The organism is Rhodoferax sp. OV413 (genome assembly GCF_900104385.1).
Classification (GTDB): Bacteria; Pseudomonadota; Gammaproteobacteria; order Burkholderiales; family Burkholderiaceae_C; genus Rhodoferax_B.
The window spans coordinates 626735-646793 of record NZ_FNJA01000002.1 but is presented as its reverse complement, the minus strand read 5'-3'; the positions used below and the strand labels follow the sequence as shown (position 1 = coordinate 646793).

Annotated in this window: 27 protein-coding genes; 3 read left to right on the top strand and 24 right to left on the bottom strand. The window is 58.1% G+C overall.

Annotated elements, in window-relative coordinates:
* Positions 1–30 precede the first annotated feature (30 nt).
* The 24 genes from rpoA to BLT66_RS10410 form a co-directional block, all read right to left on the bottom strand.
* Positions 31–1023, bottom strand: coding sequence for a DNA-directed RNA polymerase subunit alpha (gene rpoA, locus BLT66_RS10525; RefSeq protein WP_092757623.1), 993 nt, complete (start codon positions 1021–1023; stop codon positions 31–33).
* Positions 1024–1131: 108 nt separating this feature from the next.
* Positions 1132–1755: a 30S ribosomal protein S4 gene (rpsD, locus tag BLT66_RS10520; protein ID WP_092757622.1), complete on the bottom strand. Its 624-nt coding sequence runs from the start codon at positions 1753–1755 to the stop codon at positions 1132–1134.
* A 110-nt stretch (positions 1756–1865) separates the two neighbouring features.
* Positions 1866–2270, bottom strand: coding sequence for a 30S ribosomal protein S11 (gene rpsK / locus BLT66_RS10515; protein WP_092757621.1), 405 nt, complete (start codon positions 2268–2270; stop codon positions 1866–1868).
* A gap of 18 nt (positions 2271–2288) precedes the next feature.
* Complete coding sequence (gene rpsM / locus BLT66_RS10510; protein WP_092757620.1) at positions 2289–2654, bottom strand: 30S ribosomal protein S13; 366 nt, start codon at positions 2652–2654, stop codon at positions 2289–2291.
* A 23-nt stretch (positions 2655–2677) separates the two neighbouring features.
* Positions 2678–2791 (bottom strand): 50S ribosomal protein L36, encoded by a 114-nt coding sequence (gene rpmJ, locus BLT66_RS10505; RefSeq protein ID WP_028820150.1) that lies wholly within the window; start codon positions 2789–2791, stop codon positions 2678–2680.
* A gap of 191 nt (positions 2792–2982) precedes the next feature.
* Positions 2983–4299, bottom strand: a complete 1317-nt coding sequence (gene secY / locus BLT66_RS10500) for a preprotein translocase subunit SecY (protein ID WP_092757619.1) — start codon at positions 4297–4299, stop codon at positions 2983–2985.
* 23 nt (positions 4300–4322) lie between these two features.
* Positions 4323–4754, bottom strand: a complete 432-nt coding sequence (gene rplO / locus BLT66_RS10495) for a 50S ribosomal protein L15 (protein ID WP_092757877.1) — start codon at positions 4752–4754, stop codon at positions 4323–4325.
* 9 nt (positions 4755–4763) lie between these two features.
* Positions 4764–4946 (bottom strand): 50S ribosomal protein L30, encoded by a 183-nt coding sequence (gene rpmD / locus BLT66_RS10490; RefSeq protein WP_092757618.1) that lies wholly within the window; start codon positions 4944–4946, stop codon positions 4764–4766.
* Between the two features lie 14 nt (positions 4947–4960).
* Positions 4961–5485 (bottom strand): 30S ribosomal protein S5, encoded by a 525-nt coding sequence (rpsE, locus tag BLT66_RS10485; protein ID WP_092757617.1) that lies wholly within the window; start codon positions 5483–5485, stop codon positions 4961–4963.
* A gap of 17 nt (positions 5486–5502) precedes the next feature.
* On the bottom strand, positions 5503–5868 hold the full coding sequence (gene rplR / locus BLT66_RS10480) for a 50S ribosomal protein L18 (protein WP_092757616.1): 366 nt from the start codon (positions 5866–5868) through the stop codon (positions 5503–5505).
* Between the two features lie 11 nt (positions 5869–5879).
* Entirely contained in the window at positions 5880–6413 is a 534-nt protein-coding gene (gene rplF / locus BLT66_RS10475) for a 50S ribosomal protein L6 (RefSeq protein ID WP_092757615.1), read from the bottom strand.
* A 16-nt stretch (positions 6414–6429) separates the two neighbouring features.
* Entirely contained in the window at positions 6430–6825 is a 396-nt protein-coding gene (gene rpsH / locus BLT66_RS10470; protein WP_092757614.1) for a 30S ribosomal protein S8, read from the bottom strand.
* A 21-nt stretch (positions 6826–6846) separates the two neighbouring features.
* The gene (gene rpsN, locus BLT66_RS10465; RefSeq protein WP_092757613.1) at positions 6847–7152 is read right to left on the bottom strand and encodes a 30S ribosomal protein S14; all 306 of its coding nucleotides are present in this window, start codon (positions 7150–7152) and stop codon (positions 6847–6849) included.
* Between the two features lie 8 nt (positions 7153–7160).
* Entirely contained in the window at positions 7161–7700 is a 540-nt protein-coding gene (gene rplE, locus BLT66_RS10460; RefSeq protein ID WP_092757876.1) for a 50S ribosomal protein L5, read from the bottom strand.
* A gap of 2 nt (positions 7701–7702) precedes the next feature.
* Entirely contained in the window at positions 7703–8023 is a 321-nt protein-coding gene (gene rplX, locus BLT66_RS10455; protein ID WP_092757612.1) for a 50S ribosomal protein L24, read from the bottom strand.
* Positions 8024–8032: 9 nt separating this feature from the next.
* A complete protein-coding gene (gene rplN / locus BLT66_RS10450) occupies positions 8033–8401 on the bottom strand; it encodes a 50S ribosomal protein L14 (RefSeq protein WP_068674584.1) in 369 nt (122 codons plus the stop codon).
* A 209-nt stretch (positions 8402–8610) separates the two neighbouring features.
* Positions 8611–9450, bottom strand: a complete 840-nt coding sequence (locus BLT66_RS10445; protein ID WP_092757611.1) for an HAD-IIB family hydrolase — start codon at positions 9448–9450, stop codon at positions 8611–8613.
* Positions 9447–11051 carry a glycerol-3-phosphate dehydrogenase/oxidase gene (locus tag BLT66_RS10440; RefSeq protein WP_092757610.1) on the bottom strand — a complete coding sequence of 535 codons (1605 nt, stop codon included), beginning with the start codon at positions 11049–11051 and terminating at the stop codon, positions 9447–9449. The genes BLT66_RS10445 and BLT66_RS10440 overlap by 4 nt, the downstream gene beginning before the upstream one ends.
* Before the next feature lie 120 nt (positions 11052–11171).
* The gene (locus BLT66_RS10435) at positions 11172–12902 is read right to left on the bottom strand and encodes an ABC transporter substrate-binding protein (RefSeq protein WP_092757609.1); all 1731 of its coding nucleotides are present in this window, start codon (positions 12900–12902) and stop codon (positions 11172–11174) included.
* 92 nt (positions 12903–12994) lie between these two features.
* A complete protein-coding gene (locus tag BLT66_RS10430) occupies positions 12995–13303 on the bottom strand; it encodes a DUF2160 domain-containing protein (RefSeq protein ID WP_092757608.1) in 309 nt (102 codons plus the stop codon).
* A 21-nt stretch (positions 13304–13324) separates the two neighbouring features.
* On the bottom strand, positions 13325–14137 hold the full coding sequence (locus BLT66_RS10425) for a carbohydrate ABC transporter permease (protein WP_092757607.1): 813 nt from the start codon (positions 14135–14137) through the stop codon (positions 13325–13327).
* Positions 14130–15023 (bottom strand): carbohydrate ABC transporter permease, encoded by an 894-nt coding sequence (locus BLT66_RS10420; RefSeq protein ID WP_092757606.1) that lies wholly within the window; start codon positions 15021–15023, stop codon positions 14130–14132. Before BLT66_RS10420 ends, BLT66_RS10425 begins: the two co-directional genes overlap by 8 nt.
* Complete coding sequence (locus BLT66_RS10415) at positions 15020–16090, bottom strand: ABC transporter ATP-binding protein (protein ID WP_092757605.1); 1071 nt, start codon at positions 16088–16090, stop codon at positions 15020–15022. Before BLT66_RS10415 ends, BLT66_RS10420 begins: the two co-directional genes overlap by 4 nt.
* Positions 16090–17178: an ABC transporter ATP-binding protein gene (locus tag BLT66_RS10410; RefSeq protein ID WP_092757604.1), complete on the bottom strand. Its 1089-nt coding sequence runs from the start codon at positions 17176–17178 to the stop codon at positions 16090–16092. Before BLT66_RS10410 ends, BLT66_RS10415 begins: the two co-directional genes overlap by 1 nt.
* A gap of 147 nt (positions 17179–17325) precedes the next feature.
* On the opposite strand from BLT66_RS10410, the gene BLT66_RS10405 reads away from it, so the two are divergent.
* The 3 genes from BLT66_RS10405 (at position 17326) to BLT66_RS10395 (ending at position 19997) form a co-directional block, all read left to right on the top strand.
* On the top strand, positions 17326–18093 hold the full coding sequence (locus BLT66_RS10405; protein ID WP_092757603.1) for a DeoR/GlpR family DNA-binding transcription regulator: 768 nt from the start codon (positions 17326–17328) through the stop codon (positions 18091–18093).
* A gap of 21 nt (positions 18094–18114) precedes the next feature.
* The gene (gene glpK / locus BLT66_RS10400) at positions 18115–19608 is read left to right on the top strand and encodes a glycerol kinase GlpK (protein ID WP_092757602.1); all 1494 of its coding nucleotides are present in this window, start codon (positions 18115–18117) and stop codon (positions 19606–19608) included.
* Positions 19609–19727: 119 nt separating this feature from the next.
* Positions 19728–19997, top strand: a complete 270-nt coding sequence (locus BLT66_RS10395; RefSeq protein ID WP_092757601.1) for a hypothetical protein — start codon at positions 19728–19730, stop codon at positions 19995–19997.
* Positions 19998–20059: the final 62 nt, after the last annotated feature.

Below are 20059 nucleotides of genomic sequence, written 5' to 3'. Positions count from 1 at the left end.
TAAACTAGGCCCTTACGAGCCTTTTTCCAATTAACGCTTGTCGAGGCCGGCCGGTGGCCAGCTTTCAAGCTTCATACCCAAGGTCAGGCCGCGCGAAGCGAGCACTTCCTTGATTTCGTTCAATGACTTGCGACCCAGATTAGGCGTCTTGAGCAATTCATTTTCGGTACGCTGAATCAGGTCACCGATGTAATAAATATTTTCGGCCTTGAGGCAGTTCGCGGAACGAACCGTCAATTCCAGCTCATCAACAGGGCGCAACAGGATCGGATCAAACTGCGTGTTGCCACGTGGTGCAGGTTGTTCAAACACACCTGCCAGTTCACTGCCTTCCAACTGTGCAAACACAGCCAGCTGTTCAACCAAGATTTTAGCCGAAGCGCGCACTGCATCTTCAGCAGAAATCGCACCGTTGGTTTCAATCTCAACCACCAGCTTGTCCAGATCGGTACGCTGCTCAACGCGCGCGCTTTCCACCGTGTAGCTCACGCGCTTAACGGGCGAGAACGAGGCGTCCAGCACAATACGGCCGATCGACTTGGTTTGCTCATCCGCATAACGGCGCATGCTACCGGGTACATAACCACGGCCTTTTTCGACCTTGATCTGCATGTCCAGCTTGCCACCTTGCGACAAATGCGCAATCACGTGCTCTGGATTGATGATTTCCACATCATGGGGAGTCTGAATGTCTGCAGCCGTCACCACACCGTCGCCATCTTTACGCAGGCTCAAGGTGACTTCGTCGCGGTTGTGCAGTTTGAAAACTACACCTTTGAGATTCAAGAGAATGTTGACAACATCTTCCTGCACACCATCAATCGACGAATACTCATGCAACACACCAGCAATCGTCACTTCCGTTGCCGAGTAGCCGACCATGGAGGACAGCAGTACCCGACGTAGTGCATTACCCAAAGTGTGTCCATAGCCGCGTTCGAACGGCTCCAACGCGACTTTGGCACGGTTGTGGCCAAGCTGCTCAACGTTGATGGCTTTAGGTTTCAGCAAATTAGTTTGCATGCATGCTTCCTCTCATTGCCCCCAGCTCGTTACACCGGTAAGGCAGGTGTTGGTTCTAGACCGCAGTGCCCCGCAGCCTAGGAACAAAATCAAACGAAAAATGCGGAATTAACGCGAATACAACTCAACGATCAGGGATTCGTTGACGTCGGAAGCAAACTCATCACGGTCTGGCACCTTCTTGAAAACGCCTTCAGCCTTTTCAATGCTCACTTCAACCCAAGCTGGCAAGCCAACTTGTTGGGCCAATTGCAAGGCTTCAACAATGCGGTTTTGCTTCTTAGATTTATCGCGAATAGCTACGACGTCACCGGTCTTGACCATGTACGAAGGAATGTTCACCGACTGGCCGTTCACGGTAATCGCTTTGTGCGAAACCAGTTGACGCGCTTCAGCACGGGTAGAACCAAAGCCCATGCGGTACACCACATTGTCCAAACGCGATTCCAGCAGGAACAGCAGATTGGCGCCAGTGTTGCCCTTACGGCGATCGGCTTCTTCGAAATAGCGACGGAACTGACGCTCCAGAACACCATACATGCGCTTTACTTTTTGCTTTTCGCGCAGCTGCAAACCGAAGTCAGAAGTACGGGCACCGGAGGTGCGACCGTGCTGACCAGGCTTGGAGTCGAATTTCGCCTTATCGCTGATCGAACGACGCGCGCTCTTCAGGAAAAGATCGGTGCCTTCACGGCGAGAGAGTTTGGCCTTGGGGCCGAGATAGCGTGCCACTTGAGCTTCCTTAAATATTATCTTCCACGCATAAACGTGGGAGCCACCTGCGCACAGCAGATGGCGGTGGGCTTATGAAAAAGCTTCGTCCGAAATTAAATTTCAGAGAATTAAATACGACGACGCTTTTGAGGGCGGCAGCCGTTGTGCGGAACCGGTGTCACGTCTGCAATAGAGGTGATACGGATACCGAGTGCACCCAGTGCACGAACCGACGATTCACGGCCAGGACCAGGTCCCTTGATTTCGACATCAAGATTCTTGATGCCTTGTTCAATGGCGGCGCGACCAGCCACTTCAGAAGCGACCTGGGCTGCAAACGGTGTCGATTTACGCGAACCCTTGAAACCTTGGCCACCCGAAGAAGCCCAAGACAATGCATTGCCTTGGCGATCGGTGATCGTGATGATGGTGTTGTTGAATGAAGCATGCACGTGCGCGACACCGTCAGAAACGTTCTTACGAACTTTCTTACGTACACGCTGCGATGCATTGCTTTGTTGAGCTTTAGCCATAGTGATCTCTCAATCCCTTTATTTCTTCAAAGACGCCGCAGCCTTGCGCGGCCCCTTGCGGGTGCGCGCGTTGGTACGCGTGCGCTGACCACGCATCGGCAAACCGCGACGGTGGCGGAAACCACGGTAGCAGCCGATGTCCATCAATCGCTTGATGTTCATCGTGGTTTCTCTACGCAAATCGCCTTCAATGGTAAATTGGGCGATTTGGTCGCGGATCTTTTCCAGATCTGCGTCGGTCAAGTCTTTGACCTTCTTGGAATATGCAATGTCGCAAGCTTCGCAAATCTTGCGAGCGCGGGTGCGACCGATACCGAAAATAGCGGTTAAGCCAATTTCAGAATGCTGTTGCGGCGGAATGTTAATACCAGCGATACGTGCCATGTGCGTCCTCTAAAACTTTTCTATCAGCCTTGGCGCTGTTTGTGGCGGGGATCTGTACAGATCACGCGAACCACACCCTTGCGACGGATGACTTTACAGTTGCGGCAAATTTTCTTAACCGAAGCTGAAACTCTCATTTAATTCTCCTAAAACTCTTTAGCAAATCTTGCCCAACCGGCTCAGAACACAATACGAGCCCACGACGAGTCGAAGGGCATCAACTTAACCGTTACCTTATCCCGTGCATGGATACAGATATAAATCTATACCCAACAGAAATATGTCCCAGGACTACACGACTTGCAAACTTCCCATTCACAAATGCTGATTAAACACCTGCAGACGATTTGAAGTTTGCCTTCTTCAGCAGCGATTCGTATTGCTGCGACATCATGTAATTCTGAACCTGCGCCATGAAATCCATGGTTACCACCACAATGATCAGCAACGAGGTTCCACCAAAATTAAATGGTACGTTGTACTTCAAAACCAATATCTCAGGAATCAAACATACAAAGGTAATATATACCGCACCAGCCAAAGTCAAACGCAATAAAATCTTATCTATATAGCGTGCCGTTTGTTCACCAGGACGAATACCGGGAATAAACGCACCACTCTTCTTCAAGTTATCTGCAGTCTCACGGCTGTTAAAAACCAGCGCAGTGTAAAAGAAACAGAAAAACACAATGGCACTTGCATAGAAGAGCACATATACAGGCTGACCTGGGCTCAACATGCCAGCAACATCTTTCAACCAACGCAATGATTCAGAAGTACTGAACCAGTTCACGACCGTTGCAGGCAACAGAATAATGGATGAAGCAAAAATGGGAGGAATGACACCTGCCATATTCAGCTTCAAAGGCAGATGCGACGACTGGCCACCGTAAACCTTATTACCAACCTGTCGGCGCGCATAATTTACAAGAATCTTCCGCTGGCCGCGCTCCACAAATACAACGAAGTAAGTAACCAGTGCAACAACAGCAACAATGAATATGGACGAAATAATGCTCATAGCACCAGTTCGCACCAATTCCAGTAATCCGCCAATCGAGCCAGGCAAGCCCGCTGCAATACCGGCAAAGATCAGGATTGAAATGCCATTACCCAAACCACGCTCGGTAATTTGCTCACCCAGCCACATCAGAAACATAGTGCCGGCGGTCAGACTGACCACCGCTGTCATGCGGAAACCAAAACCTGGAGACAGAACAAGACCTGGAGAACTTTCCAAACCGGTGGCAATCACCAAGGACTGGAAAAGCGCCAAACCCAACGTTCCATAACGGGTGTACTGGGTAATCTTGCGACGTCCAGCTTCGCCTTCTTTCTTCATCTGCTCGAACATTGGCACTACATAGCCCATCAACTGCATGATGATGGAAGCAGAAATGTAGGGCATGATGCCCAAAGCAAATACCGTAAAGCGCGACAAAGCTCCACCGGAAAACATATTGAACAAACTCAATATGCCGCCTTGCTGACCATTAAACAGTTGCTGCAACTGCGTAGGATCAATACCAGGCACGGGAATATGTGCGCCTATCCGGTAGACAACCAACGCGAGAAGCAAAAACACCAAGCGGCGACGTAGATCACCAAACTTACCCGTCTTCGCAATTTGTGCGCTAGTTGCCACCGAATATTTCCTTCAACAATTACTTAAACCAGGCTACCGCCGGCAGCCTCAATCGCCACCTTTGCAGCGGCGGTTGCGCCGATGCCGGTGAGCTTGACTGCCTTGGTGAGTTCGCCCGTCTTGATAACCTTGATGACCTTAGCCAACTCGCCTACCAAGCCAGCTTGCTTCAATACCAAAACATCCACTTCAGCCAGACCCAATTGCTCGAGTGCAGTCAAAGTAACTTCGGCGTTGAACTTCAGCAGATGCGATTTGAAACCACGTTTAGGCAGGCGGCGTTGCATAGGCATTTGACCGCCTTCAAAACCAACCTTGTGGTAACCACCAGAACGGGATTTCTGACCTTTATGGCCACGACCTGCCGTCTTCCCCAGACCAGAACCAATGCCGCGACCGACGCGACGTTTGGCGTGCTTTGCACCCTCTGCGGGCTTAATGCCATTGAGTTCCATCGTCAATCCTTAGATGATTTTGACCAGATAACTGATCTTGTTGATCATGCCGCGGACTTCGGGCGTGTCCTGCAATTCGCTTACGCTGCGAATCTTGCGCAGACCCAAGCCACGAACGGTTGCACGGTGCGATTCTTTGGTACCAATCGGGCTGCGAACCAGCGTCACTTTGAGTGTTTGTTGCGTTGTCATTTGAATAACCTTGCTCAGACGAAGATTTCTTCGACATTCTTGCCGCGCTTGGCAGCAATGTCAGAAGGAGTGGTCGAATTACGCAATGCATCCAAGGTGGCACGCACCATGTTGTAAGGGTTCGACGAACCATGGCTCTTGGCCACGATATCGGTGATGCCCATCACTTCAAACACTGCGCGCATTGGACCGCCTGCAATGATGCCGGTACCCTTAGGTGCTGGAGCCATCATCACGTTAGCAGCGCCATGCTGGCCGGTCACTTTGTGGAAAACGGAACCGTTTTTCAAAGTCACCTTAACCATGTTGCGACGGGCTTCTTCCATCGCTTTTTGCACAGCAGCAGGCACTTCTTTCGACTTGCCCTTGCCCATGCCAACGCGACCTTCGCCATCGCCTACCACGGTCAACGCTGCGAAACCAAGAATACGGCCACCCTTGACCACCTTGGTAACGCGGTTGACCGCGATCATCTTTTCACGCAAGCCGTCTTCAGGCCCTTCAGCCTTACCTTGCATTTTTCCTTGAACTTTAGCCATGATTTATTCCGATCTGCTTAGAACTGCAAGCCAGCTTCGCGGGCAGCATCGGCAAGCGCCTTGACGCGTCCGTGGTACGCAAAACCTGAGCGATCAAACGCTACTTTTTCAACGCCAGCAGCTTTTGCCTTTTCAGCAATCAGCTTGCCGATGGCCTGTGCTGCGGTGGTGTTGCCACCCTTGCCAGAACCGCCCAGCTCTTTGCGCACAGCCACTTCGGCGGTAGACGCGCTGGCCAGGATCTTGGCACCGTCGCCAGAAATAACGCTTGCATAAATGTGCAGATTCGTACGGTTCACCGTCAGACGTGCAACGCCCTGGGTGGCAATACGAATGCGGGTTTGACGCGCACGGCGGAGACGCTGTTCTTTTTTGGTCAACATGTTGCGGCTCCTTATTTCTTCTTGGTTTCTTTGATCGTGATCTTCTCATCCGCATAACGGATGCCCTTGCCCTTGTAAGGCTCAGGAGGACGAATTGCACGAATCTCAGCAGCCACTTGGCCCACACGTTGGCGGTCCGCACCCTTGATCACGATTTCCGTGGGGGTAGGCGTCGCTACGGTGATGCCGGCGGGCATTTCTTTATTCACAGGATGCGAGTAACCCACGGTCAAGTTCAGCTTGGTGCCTTGGGCTGCGGCTTTGTAGCCCACACCGATCAGGCTCAGCTTCTTCTCGAAACCCTTGGTCACGCCCACGACCATGTTGTTCACCAGCTGACGCATGGTGCCCGACATGGCGTTGGCTTCACGGGAGTCGTTGGCGGGGACAAACGTGAGTTTGCCAGCGTCATTCGTCACCGTAACCAGCGCATTTTGGGTCAACGACAGCGTACCGCCGGTGCCCTTGACATTGATTTGGTCGTCCTTGATTGCCACATCCACACCAGCGGGGATAGCAACAGGCATTTTTCCTACGCGAGACATTTGCTATTTCTCCTGCTTAAGCGACGTAGCACAAGACTTCGCCACCGATACCGGTAGCGCGGGCTTTGCGGTCCGTCATCACGCCTTGCGGAGTGGTAACAATCGCCACGCCCAAGCCGTTCATGACTTGAGGAATGGCACCGTGGCCTTTGTAAACACGCAGGCCGGGACGGCTTACGCGCTCAATACGTTCGATCACAGGGCGACCGGCGTAATATTTCAAGGTAATTTCGAGTTCGCTCTTGCCGTCTTCGGTTTTCACCTTGAAGCCGTCAATGTAGCCTTCGTCCTTCAGGACTTGGGCAATCGCAACCTTCACTTTGGACGAAGGAATCGATACCGTTGTTTTGGCCACCATTTGCGCGTTGCGGATGCGAGTCAGCAAGTCGGCGATGGGATCACTCATACTCATGTTTAGGTTCTCCTGCCTTACTTACCAGCTGGCCTTGACCATACCGGGGATGTCGCCAGCAAAAGCCAGTTCGCGAATTTTTGCGCGAGCCAGACCAAACTGACGGAATGTTCCACGAGGACGACCCGTGATGGCGCAACGGTTACGTTGACGCGTGGGGTTTGCATTGCGTGGAAGCTTTTGCAAAGCCAAGCGAGCAGCTGCGCGCTCTTCGTCGGTCTTCTTAGCATCGGTCGAAGTTGCCTTCAACTCTGCGTGTTTTGCTGCGTACTTGGCGACCAGTTGGTCACGCTTGAGTTCACGCTGAATCAGAGCTTGTTTAGCCACACGTCACCTCAGTTCTTGAACGGAAAACGGAAGCCGGCGAGCAGTGCCTTGCACTCTTCGTCGTTCTTGGCCGTCGTCGTGATGCTGATATTGAGACCGCGCAAGGCATCAACCTTGTCGTACTCGATTTCAGGGAAAATGATCTGTTCTTTCACGCCGATGTTGTAGTTACCACGGCCGTCGAAAGCGCGACCAGAGATACCACGGAAGTCACGTACGCGGGGCAGAGCCACGGTAACGAAACGATCCAGGAACTCAAACATCTGCACGCCGCGCAAGGTCACCATGCAACCGATGGCCTGGCCTTCACGGATTTTGAAACCCGCGATAGCCTTCTTGGCCTTGGTCACCACAGGCTTCTGGCCTGCGATCTTGGTCAGGTCGGCAACTGCGTTGTCCATAACCTTCTTGTCGGAAACCGCTTCGCTCACACCCATGTTCAAGGTGATCTTGGTGAAACGTGGAACCTGCATCGGCGAGGTGTAGCCAAACTTGGCCATCAGCTCGGGAGCGACTTTGTCGCGATAGAGTTGTTGTAGACGTGCCATGCTCATGCCACCTTGATTTCTTCGCCGCTAGACTTGTAAACGCGGGTGCGCTTGCCATCTGCCAGCAACTTGATTCCAACCCGATCAGCCTTGCCAGTAGCTGCATTGAAGATAGCTACGTTGGACTGGTGAATCGGCATATTCTTTTCGATGATGCCGCCGGCCTCGCCCTTCATGGGATTGGGTTTAGCGTGCTTCTTGACCATGTTGATGCCATCGATCAACAGGTAAGAATCATCTTTGCGCAGCGCCACGGTGCCGCGCTTGCCCTTGTCGCGCCCGGTGAGCACAACGACTTGGTCGCCTTTGCGAATTTTGTTCATGTTGCGTCCTTACAGAACTTCGGGAGCCAGGGACACGATCTTCATGAACTTTTCGGTACGCAATTCACGCGTCACGGGTCCAAAGATGCGGGTGCCGATGGGCTCCAGCTTTGCATTGAGCAACACTGCTGCGTTGCCGTCGAATTTGACCAGCGAACCGTCTGCACGACGGATGCCTTTTGCGGTGCGCACCACCACTGCACTGTAGATCTCGCCTTTTTTGACGCGACCACGAGGAGCGGCTTCTTTGATGCTCACTTTGATGACGTCGCCAACGCTGGCATAGCGACGCTTGGAGCCGCCCAGCACCTTGATGCAGAGAACGGATTTCGCGCCAGTATTGTCGGCAACATCTAACCGGGATTCAGTTTGGATCATGTCTATGTTTTCCCAACTTGCATCAGTTGTTTTGCTCAAGTTCGTTAAGCAGCACGCCTGATCAGTCTTGGGCCCGTCGTCCACGCTACAAACCACTCATAGCGCTTCCTTTGGGCAGAAGCATCGCTTTTTGGAAGCGAAGCCCACGATTATGCAGAATTAATCGGAGTGCGTCAACACCCCACAAAGAAAAACGTCGTACCCCCTTGTCAAGAAGCCACAACGCCAGCGCCGCGGGCCGCCAAAATGGCCTGGGCCACCTCGGCAAACCCCGCACCACGCTCGCCAAGGGTGATGTAGCGCGGCTTGGACAACAGTTCGGCTTCAAAGCGGCGCACATTGGCTACGCCTATGCTGTGCGGTAAAGCGGCAAACATCAGCTGGTCGTTGGTCGAGTCGCCTACATAGGCCCAGCGGTCCGCTTCGGCATCCAGCTCCCGACCGAACAGGCTACGCACGATCCAGCGCGCGCCCACCCATTTGTTGTGCTCGCCAAACCAGCCATTGATATGGATGGAGCTGACGGTCGCGTGCATGCCCTCGGCCCGCATGATCGCCACCACCCGGGCAATTTTGTCCGGCGGCAGGCAGGTGAATTCACTGTGGTCGATCGCGATATCGGTCTCCCGCCCCGGCGAATCCTCGGATAGACAGGTTCCCGGCACCTCGGCCAGCACCCGCTGCGCCACCTGCCGCATGCGGGCGAAGTTGGCCTGCCGAGTCATGGCATCCTGGATATACAGTTTTGATAGCAGCTCCCGCTGATCCTGATTGCGCTGGAGGCCGATTTGGCTAGTATTTAACAGCGCAACCGCACCGTTCTCGGCAACGATGGCGTCCACCGGCCAGGTGCGGGCAAACGGCTCGCTCCAGCCTACTGGGCGCCCCGTGATGGCGATCACCACCAAACCCGCGGCCTTCAGATCGGCCAAGGCCCGCAAGGCGTCTGCGGTGATGGCGCCGTCGGTGGTCAAGGTGTCGTCGATATCGGTCAGCACACCGACCAGCCCGCGCCGCTGCTCCAGCGGCCATTGCGCCAAGGGGATCACGCCGGCAGGGTCAAATAGAGTTGCGCCAATGCAACAAACGCATCTTTATGCGGGTCCACGCCAGTTTCCTGCAACAGGATCTCTGCCACGTCCGCAGCCAAAGATGCAGCCAACCGGGCATCCAAGAACAGCAAGCGGCTGCGACGGGCCAACACATCTTCCACCGTGCGCGCATATTCGAAGCGCGCGGCGAAACGCACCATGGCCTCGGTCAAGCCGCCACCCAACAGCCGGTCTGCCCCCGGCAAGGCGCGGACGGCGGCCTGCTCGGTGCCATAAGCCTGCCAACCCGGTGGGTCGCTGAGTTTCTGCTGCGGCGGCGTCAGGTCGGTTGCCTCGCCCGCACCCACCAGGCGCAAGCCGGCAGTCACACCGGGTTTGCGCGGTTGCAGCAGGGCGGCATCGAAACATTTATCCAACACATCCTCGGCCATGGCGCGGTAGGTAGTCCATTTACCGCCGGTCACCGTGACCAGCCCGCTGCGGCTGACCAGCACCGTGTGCTCACGGCTGATGCCCTTGGTATTGCCACCATCGTCGTCCTGCGGCTTGACCAGGGGGCGCAGGCCGACCCAGACGCTCTTGACGTCGGCCCGGGTAGGCGCGCGACTCAGGTAGCGTGCCGATTCGCTCAGGATGAACTCCACCTCTTCCTTGAACGGACGGGGTTCGCGGGCCAGATCGTCGCGTGGGGTATCGGTGGTGCCCAGAATGACCTTGCCCAGCCAGGGCACGGCAAACAGCACACGACCATCGGCCGTCTTGGGCACCAGCATGGCGTGGTCGCCGGGCAGGAAGTCGCGGTCCACCACGATGTGCACGCCCTGGCTGGGCGCGACCATGGGCTTGGCGGCCCGGCCGGTCGCCGCGCCGTCCTTTTGCCGGAAATCATCGACCCATACGCCGGTGGCGTTGACAACGCAGCCAGCCCGCAGCGTGATATGGACGCCGGTTTCGCGGTCCTCGCAATGCACGCCGGCCACCTTGCCGTCTTCGTGCAGCAGGCCGGTGGCCGCGCAGTAGTTGACCAATACGGCGCCGTGGGCGGCCGCGGTGCGTGCCAGCACCAGCGCCAGGCGCGCATCGTCAAACTGGCCATCCCAGTACTTCACACCGCCCTTCAGGCCTTGTGCCTGGACGGTGGGCAGGTACTGCAGGGTTTTGTCGCGCCCTAAAAACTCGGTAGCACCAAGCCCTGCCTTGCCGGCAAGGGCGTCGTAAATCTTCAGCCCGATGCCATAGAAAGGCGTGTCCAGCAACTTGTACGAGGGCATCACAAAGGCCAGCGGCTGGGCCAGGTGCGGCGCGTTATGCAGCAGCGTGGTGCGCTCGTGCAAGGCCTCGCGGACCAGGGCGATATTGCCCTGGGCCAGGTAACGCACGCCACCATGCACCAGTTTGGTAGCGCGCGACGAAGTGCCCTTGGCAAAGTCATGCGACTCCACCAAGGCCACACTAAATCCACGGGACGCGGCATCCAGCGCCACACCCAAGCCTGTCGCGCCACCACCGATGACCACCACGTCATAGTGGGCAGGTGCCGTCAGCTGCGCCAGCAGGGCAGCACGCACAGTAGCTTGGGGGGGAGATGCGAGCGTCATAAACCTAAATTCCAACCATCAAATAAACCCGCCAAGCGCGAAACGTGCCGGGTGAGAAACGGCCGCGCGGAACCCAGTCCACGCGGCCAGTCCAGAGCCTATTGCATCTCTGTTACGAAGTTAGCGCACCTTGCCGTTCTTCCACGCATTCAGCAGCGTTTCGTAGGCAATGGTTTCGCCCTTTGGCTTCTCGTTGGCGAGCTTCTTCCAGGGAGCACCCTTATCGCTCAGGTACTTGTTGGGGTCACCCTTGGGGTTGAGCTTGGGTGCGCAATGGGCCATGCCAGCGCGCTCCAGACGGGACATCACCTGGTCCATCTCTTCCGCCAGGTTGTCCATCGCGCCTTGCGGGGTCTTTTCACCCGTCACGGCCTGGGCCACGTTTTTCCACCACAGCTGGGCCAGCTTGGGGTAATCGGGCACGTTGGTGCCGGTGGGCGACCAGGCAACGCGCGCAGGGCTGCGGTAGAACTCCACCAAACCACCCAGCTTGGGGGCCATATCGGTCATGGCCTTGCTCTGGATGTCGGACTCGCGGATCGGGGTCAGGCCCACCGTGGTCTTTTTCAGCGAGGTGGTCTTGGCAGTCACGAACTGCGCATAGAGCCAGGCAGCGGCGGTCTTGTCGGCGTCGTGGTTGGCAAAGAAGGTCCAGGAACCCACGTCCTGGTAGCCGTTCTGCATGCCTTGCTTCCAGTACGGGCCATTCGGGCCAGGGGCCATGCGCCACTTGGGTGTGCCGTCGGCATTCACCACGGGCAGGCCGGGCTTGATCATGTCGGCGGTGAAAGCGGTGTACCAGAAGATCTGCTGGGCAATCTGGCCTTGGGCGGGCACGGGGCCGGCTTCGCCGAAGGTCATGCCGCTAGCCTCTTTGGGCGCGTACTTCTTCATCCAGTCGACGTACTTGGTCAGGGCGTAGACCGCTGCAGGCGAATTGGTCGCACCACCACGCGACACCGAGGCACCCACCGGGGTGCACTTGTCGGCGCCTACACGGATACCCCATTCGTCCACGGGCAAACCATTCGGATTACCAATGTCAGCCGTACCGGCCATGGACAGCCAGGCGTCGGTAAAACGCCAACCCAGGGATGGGTCTTTTTTGCCGTAGTCCATGTGGCCGTAGACGGGTTTGCCGTCGATGGTCTTCACGTCTTCGCTGAAGAAGGCGGCGATGTCTTCGTAGGCGCTCCAGTTCTGTGGCACGCCCAGTTCATAGCCGTACTTGGCCTTGAACTTGTCTTTCAAATCCTGGCGGGCAAACAAATCGGCACGGAACCAGTACAGATTGGCAAACTGCTGATCGGGCAGCTGGTAGAGCTTTTTGTCCGGGCCGGTGGTGAAGCTGGTGCCGATGAAGTCTTTCAGGTCCAAACCTGGGTTGGTCCACTCCTTGCCCTTGCCTTCCATGTAGTCGGTCAGGTTCATGATCTTGCCGTAGCGGTAGTGGGTACCGATCAGGTCCGAGTCGGTGATCCAGCCGTCATAGATCGATTTTCCCGACTGCATCGAGGTTTGCAGCTTCTCGACCACGTCGCCTTCCTGGATCAGGTCATGCTTGACCTTGATGCCCGTGATCTCCTCAAACGCCTTGGCCAGCGTCTTGCTCTCGTATTCGTGGGTGGTGATGGTTTCGGACACGACCGAAATTTCCTTCACGCCCTTGGCCTGCAGCTTCTTGGCCGCTTCGATGAACCACTTCAACTCGGCAGTCTGCTGGTCCTTGCTCAAGGTAGAAGGCTGGAACTCGCTGTCGATCCACTTCTTGGCAGCCGCTTCGTCGGCGAATGCATGGCCGGTCAGCGCGCAAGCGGCTGCAACGGCCAGTAGGGAATAACGCATCTTCATGTCTCGTCTCCTCATTGGTGTACACCCCCATGGAACGAAAGGCTTGCTCGGCTCTGGGGGCAATGGAAGCCGAATCCTTGAAAACACACTGCTCAACCTTTGCGCATGACCAGCGCCAGCAAAACCATGGACAGCAAGAAGCTGATCCAGATCGAAGGGTCGCCGTCCAGGCTGAACCACTCTGCAAACTTGCCGCTCAAACCGACAAACGCCAGGTTCACATAGGCCGCGCTCAGCAGGCCGATGAACAAGCGGTCACCACGGGTGGTTTCCATCGGCAAGAAACCGCGCCGCACGGTGGTCGGCGACCTGATTTCCCACACCGTCATACCCACCAGCATCAGCGCGATGCAAATAAAGAAAACTGCGACCGGCAAGGTCCAGGCCATCCACTCAAACATACATATCTCCTGTTAGTCCGATCACACCCGCCCCATGGCGAAGCCCTTAGCGATGTAGTTGCGCACAAACCAGATCACGATGGCACCCGGAACAATGGTCAACACACCGGCCGCCGCCAGCGTCGCCCAGTCCATGCCCGAGGCCGACACGGTGCGTGTCATGGTGGCCACGATGGGCTTGGCGTTCACGCTGGTCAGCGTACGGGCCAGCAGCAGCTCGACCCAGCTGAACATGAAGCAGAAGAACGCCGCCACGCCCACACCGGCCTTGATCAGCGGCAGGAAGATCGTCAAGAAGAATCGCGGGAAGGTATAGCCGTCGATGTAGGCCGTTTCGTCAATCTCGCGCGGAATGCCACTCATGAAGCCTTCCAGAATCCACACCGCCAGCGGCACGCTGAACAGCAGATGCGCAAGGGCCACTGCCAAGTGCGTGTCCATCAAACCCACGGTGGTATACAGCTGGAAGAACGGCAGCAGGAAAACGGCCGGGGGCGTCATGCGGTTGGTCAGCAGCCAGAAGAACACATGCTTGTCGCCCAGAAAGCTGTAGCGCGAAAACGCATAGGCCGCTGGCAGGGCCACGGTGAGCGTGATCACCATGTTGATGCTCACGTAGATCAGGCTGTTGACATAGCCCGAATACCAGGATGGATCGGTCAGGATGGTGCGGTAGTTGTCCCAGGTGAAGTGCTGGGGAATCAGCGAAAAGCTGGCCACGATTTCGCCGTTCGTCTTGAACGACATATTCACCATCCAGTAGATCGGCAGCAAGGCGAAGACGATATAGGCCAGCAGGAAGATCGTCCGCTTCTGGAACTTGGGCTTATTCATGGCCGCCTTCTTTCTCTTGGGTGCCGACGCGCTGCATCCAGTTGTACAAAATAAAGCACAGCAGCAAGATGATCAAAAAGTAGATCAGCGAGAACGCTGCTGCCGGGCCCAGGTCAAACTGGCCCACGGCTTTCTGCGTCAGGAACTGCGACAGAAAGGTGGTCGCATTGCCGGGCCCGCCACCGGTCAACACGAACGGCTCGGTGTAGATCATGAAGCTGTCCATGAAGCGCAGCAGCACGCCAATCATCAGCACACCACGCATCTTGGGCAGCTGGATGTAGCGGAACACAGCCAGCTTGCTGGCGCCGTCGATCCGTGCCGCCTGGTAGTAGGCATCGGGAATCGAGCGCAGGCCCGCATAGCCGAGCAAAGCCACCAGCGGTGTCCAGTGCCACACGTCCATCAGCAGCACGGTGAGCCAGGCGTGGGTGGCGTTGCCGGTGTAGCTGTACTCGATGCCCATGCCTTGCAGCGCGGCCCCGAGCAGACCGATATCGGAGCGGCCAAAAATCTGCCAGATGGTGCCCACCACGTTCCATGGAATCAACAGTGACAGCGACACAATCACCAGCACCACCGAAGCCTTCCAGCCATCTGCGGGCATGGACAAGGCCAGCAAGATGCCCAGCGGCAGCTCCACCGCCAGCACAGCCAGCGAGAAGGTGATTTGCCGCAGCAGCGCCGCATGCAACTCTTCGTCGCGCATCACCGCCACAAACCACTCGGTGCCCACGAACACCCGGCGCTCGGGTGAAATGATGTCCTGCACCGAATAATTCACCACCGTCATCAACGGAATGATGGCGGAGAACGCCACGCAAATCAGCACCGGCAGAATCAAGAACCAGGCCTTCTGGTTCACCGGTTTCGTCGTAGTGCTCATTGCACAATCTCCTCGTTCTTATAAAAGCAGGTGTGCTCGCCCAGCACCTGCAGCCAAACCTCGTCACCCTCGGCCGGCAGTTGGACCTCCGGGCTCAGCCGGGCCTTCAGCGCCTGGCCGTCCACGCTGGCCGTCAGCATCACATGGGTGCCTACGTCCTGGATCTTGGAAACCGTGCAGCGCAAGGCCCCCGCACTGGCGGGCTGGGCCAGCGACACGTATTCGGGCCGCACGCCCAGCTTGAGCGCGCCCTCCGGCAATGCGCGCGGCAGAAACCATTGCGCACCCGCAACCTGCAGCACATCCGCAGTCGCAGTCGCAGGCAAGAAGTTCATGCCCGGTGAACCGATGAAGTTGCCTACAAAGGTATGGCTGGGCCGCTCGAACAAAGCGTCGGCCGAGCCCACTTGCACAGCCCGGCCGCGCGTCATCACCACCACCTGTTCGGCAAAGGTCAGCGCCTCCACCTGGTCGTGGGTCACGTAGATCAGAGTCAGCTTGAGTTCGCGGTGGATCTGCTTGAGTTTGCGGCGCAGCTGCCATTTCAGGTGCGGATCGATCACGGTCAGCGGCTCGTCGAACAGCACGGCCGACACGTCAGGACGCACCAGGCCGCGGCCTAGCGATATCTTTTGCTTCGCATCCGCCGCCAGGTTGGCCGCGCGCTGGTTCAACTGGCCACTCATCTCCAGCATCTCGGCGATCTCGCCGACGCGCTTGTCGATCTGCGCCTGCGGCACCTTGCGGTTGCGCAGCGGAAACGCCAAGTTCTCGGCCACGGTCATGGTGTCGTAGATCACCGGGAACTGGAACACCTGGGCAATATTGCGCTCCTGTGGCGAGGCACGGGTCACGTCTTTGCCGTCAAACAGCACTGTGCCCTGCGACGGCGCCAGCAGGCCCGACATGATGTTCAGCATGGTGGTCTTGCCGCAGCCCGACGGGCCCAGCAAGGCGTAGGCGCCACCATCGTTGAAGGTCATCTTCAGCGGCAGCAAGGCGTAGTCGCTGTCCTGCGTGGGGTTGGCGCGGTAGGCGTGCGCCAGGTCGAGTTCGATGCGGGCCATTAGATCGCTCCCCCGGCGTTCGCCTTGCGCACTGGGGCCAGCAGCAAGGCTCCCTGGGCGTCAAACACATAGGCCTGGGTGGCGTGGAAGTACAAGGTCAAAGCAGTGCCCAGTTCAAAGTAATGCACGCCAGTCAGCTGGGCCACCAGCTCACCGATAGGCGTAGACACGTGCACAAAGGTGTCGGAACCCGAAATCTCGGCCAGCTCGACATGTCCGTTTAAGGCCACGTCACCGGGACGCGCCTGCACCCGCAGCGCGCTGGCACGCAGGCCCACGGTCAACAAGCCACCCGGGGTGGTCGGCGGCAAAGCCAGTGCCAGCAGCGGGCCAGCCTGCAACTGCACGCCACCGGCGGCGGTGTGTGCGGCAACCAGGTTCATCGGCGGGTCGCTGAAAGCCCGGGCCACCCGCAGCGACTTGGGCTGGTGGAACACCTCGGCGGTAGGGCCATACTGCAGCAGTTCGCCCGCATCCATCACCGCGGTATAGCCCCCGAGCAGCAAGGCTTCGCCGGGCTCGGTGGTGGCGTAGACCACGGTGGATTCACCGGCCGCGAACAACGAGCTCAGCTCATCCCGCAGCTCTTCGCGCAGCTTGTAATCGAGGTTCACCAAGGGCTCGTCCAGCAGCATCAGCGGCGCGGCCTTGGCCAACGCCCGTGCCAACGCCACGCGCTGCTGCTGGCCGCCCGACAGCTCGGCCGGATAGCGGTCCAGGAACATCTCGATGTGCAGCTTTTCAGCCAGCTCACGCACCCGTTGTTCCAGGTTCTTTTCACCGCGCAGCTTGAGCGGGGAGGCGATGTTGTCACGCACCTTGAGCGACGGGTAGTTGATGAACTGCTGGTAGACCATGGCCACGTTGCGCTCGCGCACCGGCTGCCCCGTCACATCCACGCCGTCAACACGCACGCGGCCATGGCTGGGCACATCCAGCCCGGCCATGATGCGCATCAGGCTGGTCTTGCCCGCCTGGGTGGCACCCAGCAATACGGTGACCGCGCCGGGCTGGGGCGACAAGCCCATTTCATACAACCAGGTCTGCGCCCCCACCTTTTTGCTGATGCCTTCTAAGCTCAACTGCATCACATTCCTTTGTTGCTACTGGTACAAATCTTCGAATTTGATAATTATTGTTCGTTTGTGTTTCTTTTTTATCAGTAACAACCCTCGGTTCGTTCTTTGTCTTTCGTTTTAAAGTCCGCACACGTCTTTTATGCATAACGAAACACTGTGAATCCCAACCCCCGCCAACTCCTGCTGTTGCATGCCGTGCAGGCCCAAGGATCTTTCACCGTCGACCAGTTGGCCGACAAGCTAGGCGTCACCCTGCAAACCGTGCGCCGCGACGTACAGCGCCTGGCCGACGACGGTCTGTTGACCCGCTTCCACGGCGGGGTGCGCGTGCCCAGCTCGACGATTGAAAACATCGCCCACCCGCAGCGCGAGAACCTGCATGCCGAGGGCAAGGCCCGCATCGCCCGCGCGGTGGCGGCCGAGGTGCCCAACGACTGCTCACTGATACTGAACATCGGCACCACCACCGAAGCCATCGCCAAGGCCCTGCTGCAGCACAAGGGCCTGCGCGTGATCACCAACAACCTGAACGTGGCCACAATCCTGTGCGCCAATCCACAATGCGAAGTCATCATCGCGGGCGGCGTGGTGCGCGGCCGCGACCGTGGAGTGGTCGGCGAGGCTGCTATCGATTTCATACGCCAGTTCAAGGTGGATATTGCGCTGATCGGCATTTCAGCGATTGAATCGGACGGCACGCTGCGCGACTTCGACTACCGCGAAGTGAAGGTCTCGCAGGCCATCATCAGCCACGCGCGCGAGGTCTGGATGGCCGCCGACAGCAGCAAGTTCAACCGCCCGGCGATGGTCGAAGTGGCCAGCCTGTCGCAGATCGACCGCTTGTTCACCGATGCCCCGGTGCCCGAGCCCTTCCCCGCCCTGTTGCGCGACGCCCAGGTGCGCTGCCATATTGCAACGTCATAACGCTCTCCCTACCGCCTCACCATGACCTATCTCCTCGCGCTCGACCAGGGCACCTCCAGCTCCCGCAGCATCGTGTTCCATGCCGATGGCCACATCGTCAGTCAGTCGCAGCTGGAATTGCCGCAAATCTTCCCGCAGCCCGGCTGGGTCGAGCACGATCCCGCAGAAATCTGGCGCACCCAGCTGGCCACGGCCCGCGCCGCCCTGGCCCAGGCAAAGCTGCAGGCCAAGGACATCCGCGCCATCGGCATCACCAACCAGCGCGAAACCACGGTGGTATGGAACCGCGCCACCGGCCAGCCCATCCACCACGCCATCGTCTGGCAGGACCGGCGCGCCGAACCCACCTGCGTGCAACTGCGCGCCGACGGCCTGGCCGATACGATCCAGCGCAAGACCGGGCTGCTGGTCGATGCCTATTTTTCAGGCACCAAGCTCAAATGGCTGCTGGACAACGTGCCCAACGCCCGGGCCCAGGCCGAGCGCGGTGAGCTGGCCTTCGGCACCATCGACAGCTGGCTGATGTGGCAGCTCACCGAGGGCCGTGTCCATGCCACCGACGTCAGCAATGCATCGCGCACCATGCTGTTCAATGTGCACAGCAACCAGTGGGATGCCGAGCTGCTGGCCATGCTGGACATACCGCCCAGCCTGATGCCGGCCGTCAAACCCAGCAGCGCCATCTACGGCGACATCAGCCCCGCACTGCTAGGCCACGCCATCCCCATCGGCGGCGTCGCCGGCGACCAGCAGAGCGCGCTGTTCGGGCAAGCCTGCTTCAAGGCCGGCATGGCCAAGAACACCTACGGTACCGGCTGCTTCATGCTGATGCACACCGGCAGTACCTTCCAGACATCCCATAACGGCCTACTCACCACCAGCGCCGCCCAGCCCTCGGCCCAGCCCGAATTCGCCATTGAAGGCAGTGTCTTCGTCGGTGGCGCCGTGGTGCAGTGGCTGCGCGACGGCCTGCACGCCATACCGAACAGCGGCGAGGTGCAAAACCTTGCGCAAAGCGTGCCCGATTCGGGTGGCGTGATGTTCGTGCCCGCCTTCACAGGCCTGGGCGCGCCGTATTGGAAACCCGAGGCCCGCGGCAGCATCACCGGCCTGAGCCGCGGCACCACCCTGGCGCATATCGCGCGTGCCGCGCTGGAAAGCATCGCCTACCAGAGCGCCGCCCTGCTGCTGGCCATGGGCCGCGACGCGGTGCAGGCTGGCGGCACACCGGTGGCCGAGCTGCGGGTAGACGGCGGCGCCTGCGTCAACGACTTGCTGATGCAGTTCCAGGCCGACCTGCTGGGCATCCCGGTGATACGCCCCGCCGTCACCGAAACCACTGCCCTGGGTGCGGCCTATCTGGCCGGGCTGGCGGTAGGCGTGTACCGCAATACCGACGAGCTGTCGGCGCTGTGGCGCGCCGAACGGCGGTTTTTGCCGACGCTTGGCACGCAACGTGCTGCGGAATTGATGGCGCGCTGGGAACATGCGGTGCGGCAGACCGTATTGGAATAAAACAACACGGTGGCGTAAAAGATACGCTAGAGGGTTAACCCTAGGAAGGCGCTAGCGCAAAACTAGGGTTAACCCTATAATTCACTCCAACGTCAACCCGATGTACAGGAGTAAACACCATGACCACCAATACTTTGCAACTGACCAGCACCGCTACAGCACCTGCGGTCAATTCTGCTCTGCGTGAACTCGCTACCGCCGCCGCCAACCTGGTCGCCGCCGTATCCGCTTCGCTGTTCCAAAAGTCCGCCCCCCGCGCCCTGACCGTCTTCGAAGAAGCCGAACAAGTGCGCCTGATGGCCGAGTCCTACGCCGACACCGACCCAGGCTTCGCCGCCGACCTGTTCGCTGCCGCCGACCGCCACGAAATCCAGCACGCCGCCAAGTAAGCCCGGCGCCACCCGCATCGGGAATGGGGCTCCGGTCCCATGGCGAAGTGCCGAGACGCTAT